Raw genomic sequence first — 18,794 nt, 5'->3', positions numbered from 1 at the left:
GCATCACACGTCAACTACCCTTCGTGCTGACCTGATTACCCTGCGCGCCAGAAGGTGGCACCAGTAATGGCACGACACACGTCCCCCCAGCACCCGACCGCCCAGCGCGCCCTGGTCGCCCTCGCGATCGCCTCAGGCGCCCTGGGCGCGGGTGCGGCGACGGCCTCCGCGGACACCGCCCCGGTGGTGGACGTGATGCGGACGCGGCCCACCTCGCTGGGCAAGATCGACCCTGCGGCGGGTCTGGGCGCCCTCACCGGCACCGTCGGCTACGTCACCGGGCCCGTTGCCGGTCTCAAGCCCAACCCGCTCGCGGGGACGGGGGTTGACCCGCTCGACAACGGGGTTGCCACGCGGCTCGCCGACTTTCAGCCGTTGGCCTCGCAGGCGCTGACGGGGCCGGTGGCTGAGGCGGAGTCGATCGGGAGCATGCCGGTGGTGGGACAGGTGACTGGCTTGCTGGGGGGCTGAGCGATCGCGGGAGCGGTTCGGGGAGCTGCGGTCTCGTTGCCGGGTGCGAGTCCGTGTGGCTGGTCGCGCAGTTCCCCGCGCCCCTGGTGAGCGGGCCTTCGGCCGCTCAGTACGAGGAGCCGCCTGCTCCCAGTGAACCCGTCGGGTGCCAGACCGTCTTCGTCTCCAGGAAGGCCGTCAGGCGCTCGGTCCCGGGAGTCTCCGCGTAATCCACAGGCTGTGGACGAAGGACGCGCTTGAGGTTGTCGGCCGCCGCGATCTCCAACTCCTTCGCCAGTACGTCGTCCGCGCCGGCCAGGTCGATCGCGTTGACGTCCTGGTGCGCGGCGAGGGGCGCCGCGATCTCCGCCGTCCTGCCGGAGAGGACGTTGACGACTCCGCCGGGCAGGTCGGAGGTGGCCAGGACCTCGCCCAACGACAGTGCCGGGAGCGGGGACTTCTCGCTCGCGATGACGACGACCGTGTTGCCGGTCGCGATCACCGGGGCGATGACCGAGACCAGGCCCAGGAACGACGACTCCTGCGGAGCGAGCACGGTGACGACACCCGTCGGCTCGGGGGAGGAGAGGTTGAAGTAGGGGCCCGCGACCGGATTTCCGCCGCCGACCACCTGGGCGATCTTGTCGGTCCAGCCCGCGTACCAGACCCAGCGGTCGATCGCCGCGTCCACGACCACGGAAGCCTTCGACTTCGACAGGCCCTCCGCGTCGGCGACTTCGCGCACGAACTGGTCCTTGCGGCCCTCCAGCATCTCGGCGATGCGGTAGAGGATCTGGCCCCGGTTGTAAGCCGTCGCGCCGGACCAGCCGCCGAACGCCTTGCGGGCGGCCACGACCGCGTCACGGGCGTCCTTGCGGGAGGAAAGGGGCGCGTTCGCGAGCCACTTGCCCTTGGAGTCCGTCACGTCGTACACCCGGCCGCTCTCGGAACGCGGGAACTTCCCGCCGACGTACAGCTTGTAGGTCTTGAAGACGCTCAAACGGTCAGACATCGAGGTACGCCTCCAGGCCGTGGCGACCGCCCTCGCGGCCGAAGCCCGACTCCTTGTAACCGCCGAACGGCGAGGTCGGGTCGAACTTGTTGAACGTGTTGGACCAGATGACGCCCGCGCGCAGCTTGCTCGCGACCGCGAGGATGCGCGAGCCCTTCTCGGTCCAGATGCCGGCGGAGAGGCCGTACTGGCTGTTGTTGGCCTTCGCGACCGCCTCCTCGGGCGTGCGGAAGGTCAGCACGGACAGCACCGGGCCGAAGATCTCGTCGCGGGCGATGGTGTGCGCCTGGGTGACGTTCGTGAAGAGCGTCGGGGCGAACCAGTAGCCGGAGGACGGGAGTTCGCAGGCCGGGGACCAGCGCTCGGCGCCCTCCGCCTCGCCCTGTTCGACGAGCGTGGTGATCCGGGAGAGCTGCTCGGCGGAGTTGATCGCGCCGATGTCGGTGTTCTTGTCGAGCGGGTCGCCGAGGCGGAGGGTCGACAGTCGCCGCTTGAGCGAATCCATCAACTCGTCCTGGATCGACTCCTGTACGAGCAGTCGGCTGCCCGCGCAGCAGACCTGGCCCTGGTTGAAGAAGATGCCGGTGACGATCCCCTCCACCGCCTGGTCGATGGGGGCGTCGTCGAAGACGATGTTCGCGCCCTTGCCGCCGAGTTCGAGGGTGACCTTCTTGGTCGTGCCGGCCACCTGGCGGGCGATCGCCTTGCCCACGGCCGTGGAGCCGGTGAACGCGACCTTGTTGACGTCCGGGTGCGCGACGAGCGCGGCGCCCGTGTCGCCGTATCCCGGAAGGATGTTGACGACACCCTTGGGCAGGCCCGCCTGGCGGCAGATGTCCGCGAAGAACAGGGCGGAGAGGGGGGTGGTCTCGGCGGGCTTCAACACCACCGTGTTGCCGGTGGCGAGCGCCGGGGCGATCTTCCACGCCAGCATCAGGAGCGGGAAGTTCCACGGGATGACCTGGCCGGCGACGCCCAGCGGCTGCGGGTTCGCACCGAAGCCGGCGTGGTCGAGTTTGTCGGCCCAGCCCGCGTAGTAGAAGAAGTGCGCGGCTACGAGGGGGAGGTCGGCGTCCCTCGTCTCCTTGATGGGCTTGCCGTTGTCCAGGGTTTCCAGGACGGCCAGTTCGCGGCTGCGCTCCTGGATGATCCGGGCGATGCGGAACAGGTACTTGGCGCGCTCGGAGCCGGGCAGAGCCGACCACTTCTCGAAGGCCTTGCGGGCGGCCTTCACCGCGCGGTCGACGTCCGCCTCGCCCGCCTGGGCGATCTCGGAGAGGACCTCTTCGGTGGAGGGGGAGACGGTCTTGAAGACCTTGCCGTCGGCCGCCTCGGTGAACTCGCCGTCGATGAACAGGCCGTAGGAGGGCGCGATGTCGACGACCGAGCGGGACTCGGGGGCCGGTGCGTACTCAAAAGCGGATGCGGATGCCATGTTGGATCAGTCCACCGTCACGTAGTCGGGGCCGGAGTAGCGGCCGGTGGCCAGCTTCTGACGCTGCATCAGCAGGTCGTTCAGGAGCGAGGACGCGCCGAAGCGGAACCAGTGGTTGTCCAGCCAGTCCTCGCCCGCCGTCTCGTTGACGATGACCAGGAACTTGACGGCGTCCTTGGAGGTGCGGATACCGCCCGCGGGCTTCACCCCGACCTGGATGCCGGTCTGGGCGCGGAAGTCGCGCACTGCCTCCAGCATCAACAGGGTGTTCGCGGGCGTCGCGTTGACGGCGACCTTGCCCGTCGACGTCTTGATGAAGTCCGCGCCGGCCAGCATGCCGAGCCAGCTCGCGCGGCGGATGTTGTCGTACGTCGACAGCTCGCCGGTCTCGAAGATGACCTTCAGACGGGCGGCGCCCGAGGCCTCCTTCACGGCGACGATCTCGTCGTGGACCTTCATGTAGTTGCCCGCGAGGAACGCCCCGCGGTCGATGACCATGTCGATCTCGTCGGCGCCCGCGGCGACCGCGTCGCGCACGTCGGCCAGCTTCACGGGGAGCGCGGCACGGCCGGCCGGGAAGGCGGTGGCGACGGAGGCGACCTTCACGGAGGAGCCGGCGACGGCCTCCTTGGCGACGGCCACCATGTCGGGATAGACACAGACGGCCGCGGTCGAGGGGCTCGTCCGGTCGGTCGGGTCGGGGCGGACCGCCTTGGCGCCGAGCGCCCGGACCTTGCCGGGGGTGTCCGCGCCTTCCAGGGTCGTCAGGTCGACCATCGAGATGGCCAGGTCGATGGCGTACGCCTTCGCGGTGGTCTTGATGGAACGGGTCCCGAGCGAGGCGGCACGCGCCTCCAGGCCGACCGCGTCGACGCCGGGCAGCCCGTGGAGGAAGCGGCGCAGCGTGCTGTCGGACGCGGTGACGTCACCGAGAGCGGGTGCTGTGGGTGCAGTGGTGGGCATGGTCACCAGACGAGCATATCTACGCGCGTAGCGGCTGTACACCCCGGGCTCCTGGTCACACCTAAGGGGCGCGGGGCTGTATCCAAGTGCGCCGCCGCGTGGGCGCGACAAGCCACAACGCACCCGCACTCGCAAACGAACAGGTCCCCGACGGCGATGAGGCGAACCCCTGAGGCACAATCGGCCCATGACGACCCCGCACCACGAGCCCCCCGCACCGCAGCCCCCCGACCGCATCTACAGGTCGTCCATGGGCATCGTGGGCGGCGTCCTGCTGCTCGCCATCGGGCTCTGGCTCGGCATCGACGCGCTCGTACGGGGAAACGGCCGCACGCCGTGGCTGGCGCTCGCGGGGCTGATCCTCGTCGTGCCGCTGGTGGTCGCCTTCACGTTCCGCCCGGCCGTGTACGCCAACGACGACCGGCTGCGCGTGCGCAACCCGTTCCGGCTCGTCGTCGTGCCGTGGGGCGAGGTGGCCGCGCTGCGGTCCGGGCTCTCGAACGAGGTCATCGCCAAGTCCGGCACCAAGTTCCAGCTGTGGGCGATCCCGGTCTCGCTGCGCAGCCGCAAGCGGGCCGCGCGTCGCGAGGCACGGTCCAAGGCGGAGGCGGGCGGCCAGGCCGGCCGGGGCGGCAGGGCCGGCGGGTTCGGGGGCTTCGGCGGGGGCCTGGGCGGCGGTTCCGCGGCCGGTGAGTCCACGCGCGCGGAGTCCGACCAGATCATGAGCGACCTGAACGAGCTGCTGGAGAACCGGGAGCAGGCGGAGTCGGCGCAGGGAGAGGTCACGGTGCGCTGGGCGTACGAGGTGATCGCCCCGGCGCTCGCGGGTGCCGTAGTACTGGCGATCCTGCTGGCCACGGGCTGACCGGACCGCCCCCGCTCTCACAGCTTTCCGGGTCATCATTCGACCCGAACTCGGCCGCGGCGGCGGTCCCCCACCCGGAGGCGAAGCCGAGCAACGCCGACCACACCCGTGGTCCGAGTCTCTGGGAAGTCATGGACACGAACGTCCGGGAGCTGTCGCGGCTGCCCGCCTCCGCCCTACCCGACGGCTGCGTTTCCTGGCGCGGGGAGCACCCGCGCCGGTGGACGCTGGCGTTGCCGCCGCGCCGGATGTCGGTGCGGTTGCGACTGGTCCATGTGAAGCTCGCGGTGCTGTCCGGCTGGCTGTCGGCGGCGGCGCTGCTGTACTACGGCGGTCTGCCCCCGTATCTCGCGGCGGTGCTGCCGCTCCAGCTGATCTGGGTGCTGTGGCGGCCCGAGATCGTCTGGTACTCGGCATCGGTCCTGTTCGTCGCGGTGGTCGGGTACGCGTCGTGGCCGCCGCACGCGTCCTGGTGGGTGCTCGGCGGTGTCGTCCTGCCGGCGCTGGTGCTCTCCGTGCCGCCCGCCGAATACCGGACACGCGCGAGTGCCCGGCAACAGGAGGCGGCCCTCGCCGCGTCAGAGGGCGTCACAGCCCGTCTCCCCGACGCCGGCCGGCCGGTCCGCCGCGGCCGTTTCCTCATCCGCGCCGGAGCGCTCCTTCTCGTACCCGGCGCCGTACTGACCGCCCTGGCGCCGCTCGTCCCCCACGCCGAGGACCAGCGGGCCGCCGCGATGACCGGCGTCTACGTCATCGGACTCGGCCTCACCGTCCTGCTGTCCGGCGTACAGGGCAGGCGACGGGCCCGCGCGCTGCGGCAGGCTCCGGCACCCGTCCTGCGCGTGCTGGTCCGGGAGAGCGCACACGGCGACACAGAGATCCTCGCCGCCGACGACCCGGCCGCGCTACGGCCCCTGTTCCGGGTCGCCGTCTCGGAACAGGAGGACAGCGCCGACCGCGCCGACAAGGACCCGGAGGATCCCGACGACGTCGACGGCCTCCTCGACGCGCTCGACGACGCCCTTTCCGACGGTCTCCCCGCCGAGCGGTCCGGCCCCCTCCGCGAGGCCGTCCTCTACGGCACGCCCTACGACGGCGCGGAGATCCTCATCGTCAGCGCCGCCCCGAAGCCGGGCGGCCGGCCGGTGACGCAGTGGTCGACCGGACCCGTGAGGCCGTTGTCGGAGTCCGGGGTGCGGCGGCGGCTCGTGCGGGAGAAGCGGGCGGCCGTCCGGGCGGCCCGCAACGACGCGCGGCACGAGGAACTGGTCGCGGCCGTGCGGGCGGAGAGCGCCGAACCCGTGCCGGTACGGCGCTGGCGGGCGGGCCCGGTGGACTGGCTGGCGGCTTTCCTGATGGCGCAATGCGGCGTCTGGCTGTACTGGATCGCGACCGACGAGAGCCTCTGGCATCGCGCCCTGCTGTTCCTCATAGGTCTCCGGGGCGCCACCCGTATCCCCGTGAAGCTGTCCTGGCGCATCACCGCCGACCGCACCGGCATCTGGTTGAACGGTCTGCTCTGGCCCCGGCACATCCCCTGGGACGACCTCCGCTCGGCCCGCCGGGAGGGGTTCGACCTGAAGCTCCGCCGGCGCGGCGGCGATTCCTGGGTGGTCGCCGCCCCGCACTCGGCCCGACTGCAACGCGCACGCGGCCGGATCCACCCCTACGACGCCCTGGCCGCCGAACTCTCCGCGATGATCGCCGAGCCCGCCCTGCGGCCCACCGGCGGGAGTGGGGAGAAGGAGCGCGGGCGTCCGCTGTGGCCGTACGCCGCGCTGCTCGCGGTCGTGTGGGCAGTGCTGGTGGCGGTTCGTCAGGGCTGGCTGTAGGTCCTGTGGCGCGGCAGAACCGAAGACGGGGTGTCCCGGGCAGGGACACCCCGTCCGACCGCGGGTGACGGCTGGGCCGCGGGCGACGGCTCAGATACCGGCCGCCGCCGACAGGTCCCGCTTGATCGTCGCCAGCGTCCCGGCCGCCTGCGCGCGGGCCGCCGGTAGGTCGGAGTGCGCGGCCACGGGGACCACGACCTCCAGATAGCACTTCAGTTTGGGCTCGGTGCCGCTGGGCCGGACGATGACGCGGGCACCGTCGAGCGTGTAGCGCAGGCCGTCCGTGGGCGGGAGCAGCTCCGTGCCCTCGGTCAGGTCCTCGGCCCTGGTGACGGCCAGTCCGGCCAGCTCGGTCGGCGGCTGCTCGCGGAGCCGCCGCATGGCGTCCGCGATGACGGTCAAGTCCTCGACGCGCACGGAGAGTTGGTCGGTGGCGTGCAGTCCGTGCGTCACGGCGAGATCGTCGAGGAGGTCGAGCAGATCGCGGCCCTCCTCCTTCAGCTCGGACGCCAGCTCGGTGATCAGCAGGGCGGCGGTGATGCCGTCCTTGTCGCGCACACCGTCCGGGTCCACGCAGTAGCCGAGGGCCTCCTCATAGCCGTAGCGCAGACCGTCGACCCGGGCGATCCACTTGAAGCCGGTGAGGGTCTCTTCGTAGGGCAGGCCCGCCTTCTCGGCGATACGGCCGAGGAGGGACGAGGAGACGATCGACTCGGCGAAGGTGCCCTGCGCGCCGCGTCGCACGAGGTGTGCGGCGAGCAGGGAGCCGACCTCGTCGCCGCGCAGCATGCGCCAGTCGCCGTCGGCTTTCACGGCCACGGCGCAGCGGTCGGCGTCGGGGTCGTTGGCGATGATCAGGTCGGGGTCCGTGGCGCGGGCCCGGGCGAAGGCGAGGTCCATCGCGCCCGGCTCCTCCGGGTTGGGGAACGCGACGGTCGGGAAGTCCGGGTCGGGCTCGGCCTGTTCGGCGACGAGCACCGGCTCCGGGAACCCGGCGCGGGCGAACGCGGCCAGCAGGACGTCCTTGCCGACGCCGTGCATCGCCGTGTAGACGGTACGGGCGGTGCGGGGGGAGCCCGGGGCCAGAACGGCGTCGGCGCGGGCCAGGTAGGCGTCCAGGACGCTGTCGTCGAGTGTTTCCCAGCCGTCCGTGGGGCGGGGTACGTCGTGCAGGGAGCTGATCGCCTCGATCTCGGCGGCGATGTCCGCGTCGGCCGGGGGCACGATCTGGGAGCCGTCGCCGAGGTAGACCTTGTAGCCGTTGTCCCGGGGCGGGTTGTGGCTGGCGGTGACCTCCACGCCCGCGATCGCGCCCAAGTGCCTTATGGCGAAGGCGAGTACGGGGGTGGGGAGCGGGCGCGGGAGTACGGCCGCCCGGAGTCCCGCGCCGGTCATCACGGCGGCGGTGTCGCGGGCGAAGTCCGCGGACTTGTGCCGGGCGTCGTAGCCGATGACGACGACTCCGTCGGTGTGGCCGTTGTGCTTGAGGTACGCGGCGAGGCCGGCGGCGGCGCGGATGACGACGGCGCGGTTCATCCGCATGGGTCCGGCACCGAGTTCGCCGCGGAGGCCGGCGGTGCCGAACTGGAGGGTGCCGCCGAAGCGCTCCGCGAGTTCCGTGACGTCCCCGGCGTCGATGAGCTTCCCCAGCTCCTCGCGGGTGTCCGCGTCGGGGTCCTCGGCGAGCCAGGTCCTGGCCCGCGCGATGAGATCGTCGTGCACGTCCGGTCAACCTCTCGTGTGGTGGGTGGGCGAAGGTACGGCTGGTTGCCTACAGCCGGCCCAGCACCTGGGCCAGCAGCGACCCCATCTGCGTGGCGGAGTCCCGGCCCGCCTGCAGAACCTCCTCGTGGTTCAGCGGTTCCCCCGTCATCCCCGCGGCGAGGTTCGTCACCAGGGAGATACCCAGCACCTCCGCACCCGCCTCACGCGCCGCGATCGCCTCCAGCACCGTCGACATGCCCACCAGGTCCGCCCCGATCACCCTGGCCATGCGGATCTCGGCGGGAGTCTCGTAGTGCGGGCCGGGGAACTGGGCGTAGACACCCTCCTCCAGAGCGGGGTCGATCTCCTTGCAGAGCGTCCGCAGCCGGGGGGAGTACAGGTCCGTCAGGTCGACGAAGTTCGCGCCGATGATGGGGGAGGCCGCCGTGAGGTTGATGTGGTCGCTGATCAGCACCGGCTGGCCGGGCCGCATGCCCTCGCGGAGCCCCCCGCAGCCGTTGGTCAGCACGATGGTCTTGCAGCCGGCGGCGACGGCGGTACGCACCCCGTGCGCGACGGCGGCGACACCGCGGCCCTCGTAGTAGTGGGTGCGGCCGAGGAAGACCAGCGCGCGCTTGTCACCGATCGCGTACGAGCGGACCCGGCCGCCGTGGCCCTCGACGGCCGGCGGCGGGAATCCGGGCAGCTCGGTGACGGGGAAGTCGGCCTCGGGTACGCCGAGGGCGTCGACGGCCGGCCCCCAGCCGGAGCCCATCACAAGAGCGACGTCGTGGGTCTCGGCGCCCGTCAGTTCGCGCAGGCGCGTGGCGGCGGCGTCAGCGGCGGCGTGGGGGTCGCCCTGGATGTCGTCCGGAAGAAGAGATGCGTTCACGCGGTTGAGGGTAGCTGGTCTGGGCCTACGCGCGTAGATGACAGAGCTCACGGGATTGCGATCGTTGTCTTGTCGTTTCCAACGAGACCCGTGACGGGCGTGGTGTGTGGGAAGCCCTCAGTAAGCCGCGCGAATCATCAGCAGGGGCGCTTCCGCAGCTCCATCACATAGTCGTGCGGCGCGCCCGCCGACTCCGCGGCGTCGGCGAGCTCACCGAGATACCGCGCCGACGGCAGCCCACCCTCATATCCGTTGAGGACGTACACCCAGGCGGGTTCCTCGCCGTCCAGCGTGTGCACGCGGACCCGCATGCGCCGGTAGACGTCGAGGCCGACGCCCTCCCAGCGGTCCATGGAGTCCTCGTCGGGCGGCGCGATCTCGTACAGCGCGACGAAGACCTGGGAGCGCGGCGCCTCCACGATCGTCGCGAGCGCGCCCTCCCAGCCCATGTGCTCACCGCCGAAGGTCAGCCGCCACCCGTTCAGCCAGCCCGTGGCGCGCAGCGGCGAGTGCGGGGCGCGGCGGGTCATCAGCCGCGCGTCGAGATTGCCGGCGTACGCGGCGTAGAGCGACATGCTCCGAGAGTACGGCAGCCGACACACCCGCCACTCCCGTAACCGTCGGTATTCGGGGCCGCGTACGGCGAGAAGGTGACGTGTCGGGGGGTGTCCGCCCGCAGCCGTTGGCGCGTCAACACCGCCAGATTCTCGAGTGACCGATTCCACGCCGTTCAGAGGACGGACACCCCCCGACACGGCACCGACCCAGACCGAACCACAGGCGAACCACCCACCGCACCCGCACCCGGGCGGAAGCACCTTGAAGCGTGCGGGACAATGGACTACGTGACTCGGATCGTGATCATCGGTGGCGGACCCGGCGGCTATGAAGCGGCGCTGGTGGCAGCGCAGCTCGGCGCGGAGGTGACCGTCGTCGACTGCGACGGTCTGGGCGGGGCGTCGGTGCTGACCGACTGCGTGCCGTCGAAGACCCTTATCGCGACGGCCGAGGTGATGACCACCTTCGACTCGTCGTACGAGGAACTCGGCATCATCGTCGCCGACGACACTCCACCGCTGGAACAGGCGGCAAGGGTCGTCGGCGTGGACCTCGGCAAGGTCAACCGCCGTGTGAAGCGCCTCGCACTCGCACAGTCGCACGACATCACCGCGTCCGTGACCCGGGCCGGCGCCCGCGTGATGCGCGGCCGGGGCCGGCTCGACGGCATGCAGGCGATCGACGGTTCCCGCAAGGTCATCGTGAAGGCGGCCGACGGCACCGAGGAGACGCTCGTCGCGGACGCCGTCCTCATCGCGACCGGCGGTCACCCCCGCGAGCTGGACGACGCCCGCCCGGACGGCGAGCGCATCCTGAACTGGACCCAGGTCTACGACCTCACCGAACTCCCCGAAGAGCTGATCGTGGTCGGCTCCGGTGTCACCGGTGCCGAGTTCGCCGGCGCCTACCAGGCCCTCGGCTCCAAGGTCACCCTCGTCTCCTCCCGCGACCGCGTCCTGCCGGGCGAGGACCCGGACGCAGCCGCCGTACTCGAAGACGTCTTCCGGCGCCGCGGCATGAACGTCATGGCCCGCTCCCGTGCCGAGTCCGCCAAGCGCGTCGGCGACAAGGTCGAGGTCACCCTCGCCGACGGCCGCGTCATCGCCGGCTCCCACTGCCTCATGGCCGTCGGCGCCATCCCGAACTCCGCGGGCATGGGCCTGGAGGAGGCGGGCGTCAGGCTGCGCGACTCGGGCCACATCTGGACCGACAAGGTCTCCCGTACGACAGCTCCGGGCGTGTACGCGGCCGGTGACGTCACCGGTGTCTTCGCGCTCGCCTCGGTGGCCGCGATGCAGGGCCGTATCGCCATGTACCACTTCCTCGGCGACGCGGTGGCCCCGCTCAACCTCAAGACGGTCTCCTCGAACGTCTTCACCGACCCCGAGATCGCGACCGTCGGCTACAGCCAGGCCGACGTCGACGCGGGCAAGATCGACGCCCGGGTCGTGAAGCTCCCGCTCCTGCGCAACCCGCGCGCGAAGATGCAGGGCATCCGGGACGGCTTCGTCAAGATCTTCTGCCGTCCGGGCACCGGGATCATCGTCGGCGGTGTGGTCGTGGCGCCCCGCGCCTCGGAGCTGATCCATCCGATCTCGATCGCCGTCGACAACAATCTGACGGTCGAACAGATCGCGAACGCCTTCACCGTGTACCCGTCCCTTTCGGGCTCGATCGCCGAGGTGGCCCGACAGCTGCACACCCGCAAGGCGACGGGCGAAGTCTGAGGCCGCACCGACTCCCCGTTGGTCACGGGGAGTTGCCGCCCATTCGTACGGCATAGGCGCTGGGACTACCCCCTATACCACTTCTCGCCCTCCTGTGCGAACAACTTCTGCTATTCACCGCAAACAGCTGAAAGCAGACGGTCGTTGGGGTTACTGTCAGTTTCGTGTTCGCTGCAGAACGTCGCCAATTGATCCTCGAAATGGTGCGAGCGAATGGGGCTGTATCGCTCCGTGAGCTCGCCCGCGTCGTCCAGACCTCCGAAGTGACCGTACGGCGGGACGTGCGCGCACTGGAGGCAGAAGGACTCCTCGACCGCCGGCACGGCGGTGCGGTATTGCCGGGCGGGTTCACGCGGGAGTCCGGCTTTCCGCAGAAATCACATCTCGCGACCGCCGAGAAGACGGCAATCGCCGATCTCGCCGCGAGCTTCGTCGAAGAGGGCGAAGCGATCGTGGTAGGGGCGGGTACCACCACACAGGAGCTGGCCCGCCGGCTCGCCCGGGTGCCCGGACTGACCGTAGTCACCAACTCCCTGCTGGTGGCCCAGGCGTTGGCCCATGCCAACCGCGTGGAGGTCGTGATGACCGGTGGCACCCTGCGCGGTTCCAACTACGCGCTGGTGGGCAGCGGGGCCGAGCAGTCCCTCCAGGGGCTCCGCGTCTCCCGGGCCTTCCTCTCCGGAAGCGGCCTCACCGCCGAACGCGGTCTCTCCACGTCCAACATGCTCTCGGCGTCCGTCGACCGGGCCCTCGTGCAGGCGGCGGCCGAGGTCGTCGTCCTCGCCGACCACACCAAGCTCGGTACGGACACCATGTTCCAGACCGTGCCCACGGACGTGATCACCCGCCTCGTCACCGATGAGCCCCCGGGCCACGACGACCGCGCCGCCACGGAGTTGCAGGCCCTCGCCGACCAGGGGGTGCAGATCGCCGTGGCCGGCGCGGCGGGCAGCCAGGGGGGTGATCAGACCCCGGCGCGGGAACAACGACGCCGGGACGTACCCCTTCCGGCTCCGCGACGGGGTCAAGTACCGGGGCTGCGCTCGGCGGGCGTACTGGGCGGGGAGTCACCGGAGCGGGAGCGGGCAGCCAGGGTGGCGGATCTGCGCAGGCGTTGATCGGTGCGGATTTCGGCTGCGGGCCGGTGGGGGCTGGTCGCGCAGTTCCCCGCGCCCCTAAAACGCAGGCCGCTTTTAGGGGCGCGGGGCTGTATCGATATGCGGCTCCGCCGCGTGGGCGCGACCAGCCACGACGGCGCCGCACCCGAATCACTACGGCTTCAACCCGCGCAAGGTCAACGTCAGCAACCTGTCAGCCAGTTCAGGATCCCCAGGGTTCCCCTCCGCCGCCAACGCAATCGCATGCGTCAGCTGAAGCAGATCACCGATCTCGACGTCACCACGCACGTCACCGGCGTCCTGCGCTCGGCAGAGCAACGCACCCCCGGCCTCCCGGATGGGCGCGCTGCACCGGCCCAGCGCCGACGTGTCGTCGTCGGCCACCGCCATCAGCGCCCGTGAAAGCCCCCGGTACTCGCTCGCGTGGGTCACCATCTCCCGCAGCCAGGTCACCAGGGCCGCACACGGCTGCGGCGCGGACAGCAACTCCCTTGAGCGCGCGAGGAGTTCACCCACCGCGTCCTCGAAGACCGCGCTCATCAGGGACTGCCGGTTGGGGAAGTGCCGGTACAGCGTGCCGATGCCGACGCCCGCGCGCCGGGCCACGTCCTCCAGGGACGCGTCCGTGCCGTGCGCGGCGAAGGACACCCGGGCCTCGGCGAGCAGCCGCTCGTAGTTGCGGCGGGCGTCGGCACGCAGACCCGCCGGCGGCCCGGCTGTGCTGGCCATGGGTCCCACCTGCCCTCCTCGGCGTTGTCCCGTCACATTACAGAGGTGCCCGGCGGACAGGCTGTTCCTGTCGGCCGGGCACCTCTGGACGTGCGGTCGGATCAGTCCTTGATCTCGCAGATCGCGGCGCCGGAGGTGATGGACGCACCGACCTCCGCACCGAGGCCCTTGATGGTGCCGGACTTGTGCGCGTTCAGCGGCTGTTCCATCTTCATCGCTTCGAGTACGACGATGAGGTCGCCCTCCTTGACCTCCTGGCCCTCCTCGACCGCGACCTTGACGATCGTGCCCTGCATCGGCGAGGCGAGGGTGTCGCCGGAGGCGACGGGGCCGGACTTCTTGGCCGCCCGGCGCTTGGGCTTGGCGCCGGCGGCGAGGCCGGTGCGGGCCAGCGACATGCCGAGCGAGACCGGGAGGGAGACCTCCAGGCGCTTGCCGCCGACCTCGACGACGATCGTCTCGCGGTCGGTGTCCTCGTCCGCCTCGGCGTCCGCGGGAGCCGCGAAGGGCTTGATGTCGTTGACGAACTCGGTCTCGATCCAGCGGGTGTGGACCGTGAACGGGTCGGTGGAGCCGGTGAGTTCGGGGGCGAACGCCGGGTCCTTGACGACCGCGCGGTGGAAGGGGATCGCGGTGGCCATGCCCTCGACCCGGAACTCCTCCAGCGCCCGCGCCGCGCGCTGGAGCGCCTGCTCGCGGGTCGCGCCGGTGACGATCAGCTTGGCGAGCAGTGAGTCCCACGCCGGGCCGATGACGCTGCCCGTCTCGACACCGGCGTCCAGCCGGACACCCGGGCCGGACGGCGGGGCGAACGTGGTGACGGTGCCGGGCGCGGGCAGGAAGCCGCGGCCCGGGTCCTCGCCGTTGATGCGGAACTCGAAGGAGTGGCCGCGCAGTTCGGGGTCGCCGTAGCCGAGTTCCTCGCCGTCGGCGATGCGGAACATCTCGCGGACGAGGTCGATGCCGGCGACCTCCTCGGTGACCGGGTGCTCCACCTGGAGGCGGGTGTTGACCTCCAGGAAGGAGATCGTGCCGTCCTGGCCGACGAGGAACTCGACGGTCCCGGCGCCGACGTAGCCGGCCTCCTTGAGGATGGCCTTGGAGGAGGCGTACAGCTCGGCGACCTGCTCGTCGGAGAGGAAGGGCGCGGGCGCCTCCTCGACCAGCTTCTGGTGCCGGCGCTGGAGGGAGCAGTCACGGGTGGAGACGACGACCACGTTGCCGTGGGTGTCGGCCAGGCACTGGGTCTCCACGTGCCGGGGCTTGTCGAGGTAGCGCTCGACGAAGCACTCGCCGCGGCCGAAGGCGGCGACGGCCTCGCGCACCGCGGAGTCGTACAGCTCGGGAACCTCTTCGAGCGTGCGGGCCACCTTCAGACCGCGGCCGCCGCCACCGAAGGCGGCCTTGATCGCGATGGGCAGCCCGTGCTGCTCGGCGAACGCGACGACCTCGTCCGAGCCGGAGACGGGGTCGGGGGTGCCGGCCACCAGGGGGGCGCCGGCGCGCTGCGCGATATGCCGGGCGGCGACCTTGTCACCGAGGTCCCGGATCGCCTGCGGCGGCGGGCCGATCCAGATCAGGTCCGCGTCGAGGACCGCCTGCGCGAACTCGGCGTTCTCCGACAGGAAGCCGTAGCCGGGGTGGACGGCGTCGGCACCGGACTCACGGGCCGCGTTCAGGACCTTGCCGATGTCCAGGTAGCTGCTCGCCGGTGTGTCACCGCCCAGGGCGAACGCCTCATCCGCGGCGCGGACATGCAGAGCGTCCCGGTCCGGGTCGGCGTATACGGCCACGCTCGCGATCCCGGCATCCCGGCAGGCCCGGGCAACGCGGACAGCGATTTCGCCACGATTGGCGATGAGCACCTTGCGCACGATTGAGGCTCCCTCCTTGAAACAAGCCGAGTTTAGGGACTGCCGACACGGCGCATCGACCCGTCCCCTGTGGTGAGCTTGCCCACACGGAGCGTGATACGAGGCCCGCTCGACCCGTGAAATCCCTTGTCGCACCTCGGTACGCAGGACTCCTCCGTGAAACCCTAGCCCTCCGGTGTGGTCAAGGTCTCTGTGAGAGCGTGCCGCGCGCCACGCGGTTTCTTTGTGGAGTCCCTACGAATGGCCCAATGATTCTTTGCCCCTGCCGCAACCCTTGTCCCGCGGTTTACCCGTTAGTAGCGTTCACTGTGCCTCGAACGTACTTGGGGTAACGACAACATTGGTCGAGCGGTGGTCGAGAGTGGGTGGGGGCCGGTGGTACGCAGGCCGGTGGCATGGATCCTGGCGGTCGTCCTCTTCGTGGAGGCCTTCGGCGTAGCGGCGCTGAACTGGTTCCTGGGGATCGTCGCCGACCGCCAGAACATGTCTCTGGCCGGTATCGACCCGGACGCGATGTCCGTCTCCTCGAAGGTCGGCGGAGTCCTCTTCGGCCTCTACTTCCTCCTATGCGCCCTCGTCGCCCTGCTGGTCGCGGTCCGCGACCGGGCCCCGGCCGGCCTCGGCCGCATCCTGCTGATCAGCGTCGCCGTGGTGCACGGACTGCTGGGCGCGTTCGCGTGGGCCATGCTGAGCAAGGCCGCGTTCGCGTTCATGGTGGTGGTGCTCGGCCTCGTCGTCCTGCTCCTGATGACCTACGACCGCCTGGAGGGCCCCTCGGACGCCGTACCGGCATCGGAGGGCCCCAAGGACCCGAAGGACCCCGAGCGGCCAGACAGGGACCCGGCGCCGATCACCCCGCCGCCGGCCCCCAGCCCCTCCTGATCACGCCTCCCGAGGCGTCCACAACTCCGTGATGCCGACGCCCAGTTGGCCCAGCAGCCGGCGAACGAGCGGCAGGCTGATGCCGATCACATTGCCGTGGTCGCCGTCGATGCCCTCGATGAACGGCGCCGAACGGCCGTCGAGCGTGAACGCCCCGGCGACGTAGAGGGGTTCGCCCGAGGCGACGTACGCGGCGATCTCGGCGTCGGTCGGCTCGCCGAAGCGGACCACGGTGGACGCGATCGCCGACACGTACCGGCCGCTCGTCGTGTCGTAGACGCAGTGGCCGGTCTGGAGCGTGCCGGCCCGGCCGCGCATCGACTTCCAGCGGGCGGTGGCCTCCTCGGCGTCGGCGGGCTTGCCCAGGGCCTCGCCGTCCAGGTCGAGCACCGAGTCGCAGCCGATCACCAGCGCGCCGTGCACCTCCGGTCGGGAGGCCACGACAGAGGCCTTTGCCTCGGCGAGGGCGAGGGCGAGGTCGGCCGGGGTGAGGGCTGAGACGGCGTCCTCGTCGACCCCGCTCACGATCACCTCGGGGTCCAGTCCCGCCTGGCGCAGGAGGCCCAGCCGGGCGGGGGACTGGGAGGCGAGCACGAGTCGGCGGCGCGGCTGATCTGTCATACGGCCAGGGTATCGGCGGCGCCACCGGCGCTCGCCTCAGCCCGACAGTCCGATCACGATCATCGCCAGCACCATCGCGAGTGCCATGAGTATTCCGAGCCGCCGCAACATGACCTGCATCTCCCGCAGTTCCTCGGGAGGCTCGTCATCGGGGTCGGACCACAACATGGCACCAGCGTGCGGCTTGGGTGGGGGCGGGCGCCTGAGTACGGGTACTTAAATTCTTGCCCGGGATTGTTCCTCTGTGCGCCCACGCGGCGGAGCCGCAAATCGATACAGCCCCGCGCCCCTTAAGTGAATCCCCTCAGCCGGGCCAGAATGTGCGGGTCCATGCGCTTGGCCCGGGGATGGGCAGCCTCGCGCCCGCGATTCGGGACGGGTCGGACCAGGCGTCCCGCTGCCTCGGTGCGCCGGGCGGTGTTGATGTTGCCGCCGCGGCGCGGGCCCTGACCACTGCCAGGGCGGCGGCCAGCTCCTCGGGGGTCGGGTTGCCCCTTACGACTTTGATCGTCACAGCGGCTCCTTACAGGGGGATGTTGCCGTGCTTCTTCGGGGGCAACGACTCGCGCTTGGTGCGGAGTTGGCGCAGGCCCCGGACCACTTGGCGGCGGGTGTCGGAGGGGAGGACGACCGCGTCGATGTAGCCGCGCTCGGCCGCGATGTAGGGGTTGAGGAGGGTGTCCTCGTACTCCTGGATGAGGCGGGCGCGCACCGCGTCCAGGTCCTCGCCGGCCGCCTCCGCCTCGGCGATCGTGCGCCGGTGCAGGATGTTGACCGCGCCCTGGGCGCCCATGACGGCGATCTGGGCGGTCGGCCAGGCGAGGTTGAGGTCGGCGCCCAGGTGCTTGGAGCCCATGACGTCGTAGGCGCCGCCGAAGGCCTTGCGGGTGATGACCGTGATCAGGGGCACGGTCGCCTCGGCGTACGCGTAGATCAGTTTCGCGCCTCTGCGGATGATGCCGTAGTGCTCCTGGTCGACGCCCGGGAGGAAGCCGGGGACGTCCACGAAGGTGAGGACCGGGACGTTGAACGCGTCGCAGGTGCGGACGAAGCGCGCCGCCTTCTCGGACGCGTCGATGTCCAGGCAACCCGCGAACTGCATGGGCTGGTTGGCCACCACGCCTACCGGTCGGCCCTCGACCCGGCCGAAACCGGTGAGGATGTTCGGCGCGAACAGCGGCTGCGTCTCGAAGAACTCGGCGTCGTCCAGGACGTGTTCGATCACCGTGTGCATGTCGTACGGCTGGTTCGCGCTGTCCGGGACCAGGGTGTCCAGCTCGCGGTCCTCGTCCGTGACGGCGAGGTCCGCCTCCTCGGGGAACGCCGGGGGCTCGGACAGGTTGTTGGAGGGCAGGTACGACAGCAGCTGCTTGACGTACTCGATCGCGTCCTTCTCGTCGCCCGCCATGTGATGGGCCACGCCGGACACGGAGTTGTGGGTGCGCGCGCCGCCCAGCTCCTCGAAGCCCACGTCCTCGCCGGTGACCGTCTTGATGACGTCCGGTCCGGTGATGAACATGTGCGAGGTCTGGTCGACCATCACCGTGAAGTCGGTGATCGCGGGGGAGTACACCGCGCCGCCCGCGCACGGGCCCACGACCAGGCTGATCTGCGGGATGACACCGCTCGCGTGGGTGTTGCGGCGGAAGATCTCGCCGTACGCGCCGAGCGAGGCCACGCCCTCCTGGATGCGGGCGCCGCCGGAGTCGTTGATGCCGATGACCGGACAGCCGGTCTTCAGCGCGAAGTCCATCACCTTGACGATCTTCTGGCCGTAGACCTCGCCGAGGGCGCCGCCGAAGACCGTGAAGTCCTGGGAGAACACGGCGATGGGGCGGCCGTCGACCGTGCCGTAGCCGGAGACGACACCGTCGCCGTAGGGGCGGTTCTTCTCCAGGCCGAAGTCCGTGGACCGGTGCCGGGTGAACTCGTCGAACTCGACGAAGGAGTCCTCGTCGAGGAGCAGGTCGATCCGCTCACGGGCCGTCAACTTGCCCTTGGCGTGCTGTTTTTCGACCGCGCGCTCCGAGCCCGCGTGCGTCGCCTCCTGGGTGCGGCGCCGAAGATCCGCGATCTTCCCGGCGGTGGTGTGGATGTCGATCTCTTGAGGCGCTTCCGGCTCGGACATCGGG

The 18,794-nt window shown here is 70.7% G+C and carries 18 protein-coding genes; 6 read left to right on the top strand and 12 right to left on the bottom strand.

Going from position 1 to position 18,794, the window contains the following annotated elements:
- The first annotated feature begins 66 nt into the window (after nucleotides 1–66).
- Nucleotides 67–471, top strand: a complete 405-nt coding sequence (locus OH768_RS19845) for a hypothetical protein (RefSeq protein ID WP_406455417.1) — start codon at nucleotides 67–69, stop codon at nucleotides 469–471.
- A gap of 106 nt (nucleotides 472–577) precedes the next feature.
- On the opposite strand, the gene OH768_RS19840 is transcribed toward OH768_RS19845, so the two are convergent.
- Genes OH768_RS19840 through deoC form a run of 3 tightly spaced genes read right to left on the bottom strand, consistent with a single transcriptional unit; the run spans nucleotide 578 to nucleotide 3,860 of the window.
- Nucleotides 578–1,462 carry an aldehyde dehydrogenase family protein gene (locus tag OH768_RS19840; RefSeq protein ID WP_406455415.1) on the bottom strand — a complete coding sequence of 295 codons (885 nt, stop codon included), beginning with the start codon at nucleotides 1,460–1,462 and terminating at the stop codon, nucleotides 578–580.
- Entirely contained in the window at nucleotides 1,455–2,897 is a 1,443-nt protein-coding gene (locus tag OH768_RS19835) for an aldehyde dehydrogenase family protein (RefSeq protein WP_406455413.1), read from the bottom strand. Before OH768_RS19835 ends, OH768_RS19840 begins: the two co-directional genes overlap by 8 nt.
- 6 nt (nucleotides 2,898–2,903) lie before the next feature.
- Nucleotides 2,904–3,860, bottom strand: coding sequence for a deoxyribose-phosphate aldolase (gene deoC, locus OH768_RS19830; RefSeq protein ID WP_406455411.1), 957 nt, complete (start codon nucleotides 3,858–3,860; stop codon nucleotides 2,904–2,906).
- 187 nt (nucleotides 3,861–4,047) lie between these two features.
- On the opposite strand from deoC, the gene OH768_RS19825 reads away from it, so the two are divergent.
- Nucleotides 4,048–4,725 (top strand): PH domain-containing protein, encoded by a 678-nt coding sequence (locus tag OH768_RS19825; protein WP_406455409.1) that lies wholly within the window; start codon nucleotides 4,048–4,050, stop codon nucleotides 4,723–4,725.
- A gap of 131 nt (nucleotides 4,726–4,856) precedes the next feature.
- A complete protein-coding gene (locus tag OH768_RS19820; protein ID WP_406455407.1) occupies nucleotides 4,857–6,557 on the top strand; it encodes a hypothetical protein in 1,701 nt (566 codons plus the stop codon).
- Between the two features lie 90 nt (nucleotides 6,558–6,647).
- Here OH768_RS19820 and OH768_RS19815 read toward each other — a convergent pair whose 3' ends face one another.
- The 3 genes from OH768_RS19815 to OH768_RS19805 all read right to left on the bottom strand — a co-directional run bounded on the left by OH768_RS19815 (nucleotide 6,648) and on the right by OH768_RS19805 (nucleotide 9,728).
- On the bottom strand, nucleotides 6,648–8,279 hold the full coding sequence (locus OH768_RS19815) for a phospho-sugar mutase (RefSeq protein ID WP_406455405.1): 1,632 nt from the start codon (nucleotides 8,277–8,279) through the stop codon (nucleotides 6,648–6,650).
- A 49-nt stretch (nucleotides 8,280–8,328) separates the two neighbouring features.
- Nucleotides 8,329–9,153: a purine-nucleoside phosphorylase gene (locus OH768_RS19810; RefSeq protein WP_406455403.1), complete on the bottom strand. Its 825-nt coding sequence runs from the start codon at nucleotides 9,151–9,153 to the stop codon at nucleotides 8,329–8,331.
- Nucleotides 9,154–9,290: 137 nt separating this feature from the next.
- On the bottom strand, nucleotides 9,291–9,728 hold the full coding sequence (locus OH768_RS19805) for a gamma-glutamylcyclotransferase (protein ID WP_019066947.1): 438 nt from the start codon (nucleotides 9,726–9,728) through the stop codon (nucleotides 9,291–9,293).
- A 261-nt stretch (nucleotides 9,729–9,989) separates the two neighbouring features.
- On the opposite strand from OH768_RS19805, the gene OH768_RS19800 reads away from it, so the two are divergent.
- The gene (locus tag OH768_RS19800) at nucleotides 9,990–11,438 is read left to right on the top strand and encodes an NAD(P)H-quinone dehydrogenase (RefSeq protein WP_406455401.1); all 1,449 of its coding nucleotides are present in this window, start codon (nucleotides 9,990–9,992) and stop codon (nucleotides 11,436–11,438) included.
- Nucleotides 11,439–11,626: 188 nt separating this feature from the next.
- Nucleotides 11,627–12,556 (top strand): DeoR/GlpR family DNA-binding transcription regulator, encoded by a 930-nt coding sequence (locus tag OH768_RS19795; RefSeq protein WP_406465349.1) that lies wholly within the window; start codon nucleotides 11,627–11,629, stop codon nucleotides 12,554–12,556.
- A 153-nt stretch (nucleotides 12,557–12,709) separates the two neighbouring features.
- Here the strand turns inward: OH768_RS19795 and OH768_RS19790 are convergent, their stop codons facing one another.
- Nucleotides 12,710–13,285, bottom strand: coding sequence for a TetR/AcrR family transcriptional regulator (locus OH768_RS19790; protein WP_406455399.1), 576 nt, complete (start codon nucleotides 13,283–13,285; stop codon nucleotides 12,710–12,712).
- A gap of 101 nt (nucleotides 13,286–13,386) precedes the next feature.
- On the bottom strand, nucleotides 13,387–15,159 hold the full coding sequence (locus tag OH768_RS19785) for an acetyl/propionyl/methylcrotonyl-CoA carboxylase subunit alpha (RefSeq protein WP_406455397.1): 1,773 nt from the start codon (nucleotides 15,157–15,159) through the stop codon (nucleotides 13,387–13,389).
- 390 nt (nucleotides 15,160–15,549) lie between these two features.
- Between OH768_RS19785 and OH768_RS19780 the strand changes: the two genes are divergently transcribed.
- Entirely contained in the window at nucleotides 15,550–16,041 is a 492-nt protein-coding gene (locus OH768_RS19780; protein ID WP_406455395.1) for a hypothetical protein, read from the top strand.
- Here the strand turns inward: OH768_RS19780 and OH768_RS19775 are convergent, their stop codons facing one another.
- From OH768_RS19775 to OH768_RS19760, 4 genes are all read right to left on the bottom strand, one after another.
- Nucleotides 16,042–16,662, bottom strand: coding sequence for a Maf family protein (locus OH768_RS19775; protein WP_406455393.1), 621 nt, complete (start codon nucleotides 16,660–16,662; stop codon nucleotides 16,042–16,044).
- 36 nt (nucleotides 16,663–16,698) lie between these two features.
- The gene (gene mmpB, locus OH768_RS19770) at nucleotides 16,699–16,830 is read right to left on the bottom strand and encodes a morphogenic membrane protein MmpB (protein WP_359603005.1); all 132 of its coding nucleotides are present in this window, start codon (nucleotides 16,828–16,830) and stop codon (nucleotides 16,699–16,701) included.
- Nucleotides 16,831–16,966: 136 nt separating this feature from the next.
- Nucleotides 16,967–17,176 carry an acyl-CoA carboxylase subunit epsilon gene (locus OH768_RS19765; RefSeq protein WP_406455390.1) on the bottom strand — a complete coding sequence of 70 codons (210 nt, stop codon included), beginning with the start codon at nucleotides 17,174–17,176 and terminating at the stop codon, nucleotides 16,967–16,969.
- Nucleotides 17,177–17,185: 9 nt separating this feature from the next.
- Entirely contained in the window at nucleotides 17,186–18,790 is a 1,605-nt protein-coding gene (locus tag OH768_RS19760) for an acyl-CoA carboxylase subunit beta (RefSeq protein ID WP_406455388.1), read from the bottom strand.
- Between the last annotated feature and the right edge of the window lie 4 nt (nucleotides 18,791–18,794).

The sequence above is a fragment of the Streptomyces sp. NBC_01622 genome, from assembly GCF_045209635.1.
Lineage (GTDB): Bacteria > Actinomycetota > Actinomycetes > Streptomycetales > Streptomycetaceae > Streptomyces.
This window is presented reverse-complemented; position numbering and strand designations above follow the sequence as displayed.

Bases quoted from the DNA above. Each gene is read 5' to 3' on its own strand.
- OH768_RS19835 (WP_406455413.1), bottom strand. From the start codon at position 2,897: ATGGCATCCGCATCCGCTTTTGAGTACGCACCGGCCCCCGAGTCCCGC.
- OH768_RS19845 (WP_406455417.1), top strand. From the start codon at position 67: ATGGCACGACACACGTCCCCCCAGCACCCGACCGCCCAGCGCGCCCTG.
- OH768_RS19790 (WP_406455399.1), bottom strand. From the start codon at position 13,285: ATGGCCAGCACAGCCGGGCCGCCGGCGGGTCTGCGTGCCGACGCCCGC.
- OH768_RS19840 (WP_406455415.1), bottom strand. From the start codon at position 1,462: ATGTCTGACCGTTTGAGCGTCTTCAAGACCTACAAGCTGTACGTCGGC.
- OH768_RS19825 (WP_406455409.1), top strand. From the start codon at position 4,048: ATGACGACCCCGCACCACGAGCCCCCCGCACCGCAGCCCCCCGACCGC.
- mmpB (WP_359603005.1), bottom strand. From the start codon at position 16,830: ATGTTGTGGTCCGACCCCGATGACGAGCCTCCCGAGGAACTGCGGGAG.
- OH768_RS19805 (WP_019066947.1), bottom strand. From the start codon at position 9,728: ATGTCGCTCTACGCCGCGTACGCCGGCAATCTCGACGCGCGGCTGATG.
- OH768_RS19820 (WP_406455407.1), top strand. From the start codon at position 4,857: ATGGACACGAACGTCCGGGAGCTGTCGCGGCTGCCCGCCTCCGCCCTA.
- deoC (WP_406455411.1), bottom strand. From the start codon at position 3,860: ATGCCCACCACTGCACCCACAGCACCCGCTCTCGGTGACGTCACCGCG.
- OH768_RS19800 (WP_406455401.1), top strand. From the start codon at position 9,990: ATGGACTACGTGACTCGGATCGTGATCATCGGTGGCGGACCCGGCGGC.
- OH768_RS19775 (WP_406455393.1), bottom strand. From the start codon at position 16,662: ATGACAGATCAGCCGCGCCGCCGACTCGTGCTCGCCTCCCAGTCCCCC.
- OH768_RS19760 (WP_406455388.1), bottom strand. From the start codon at position 18,790: ATGTCCGAGCCGGAAGCGCCTCAAGAGATCGACATCCACACCACCGCC.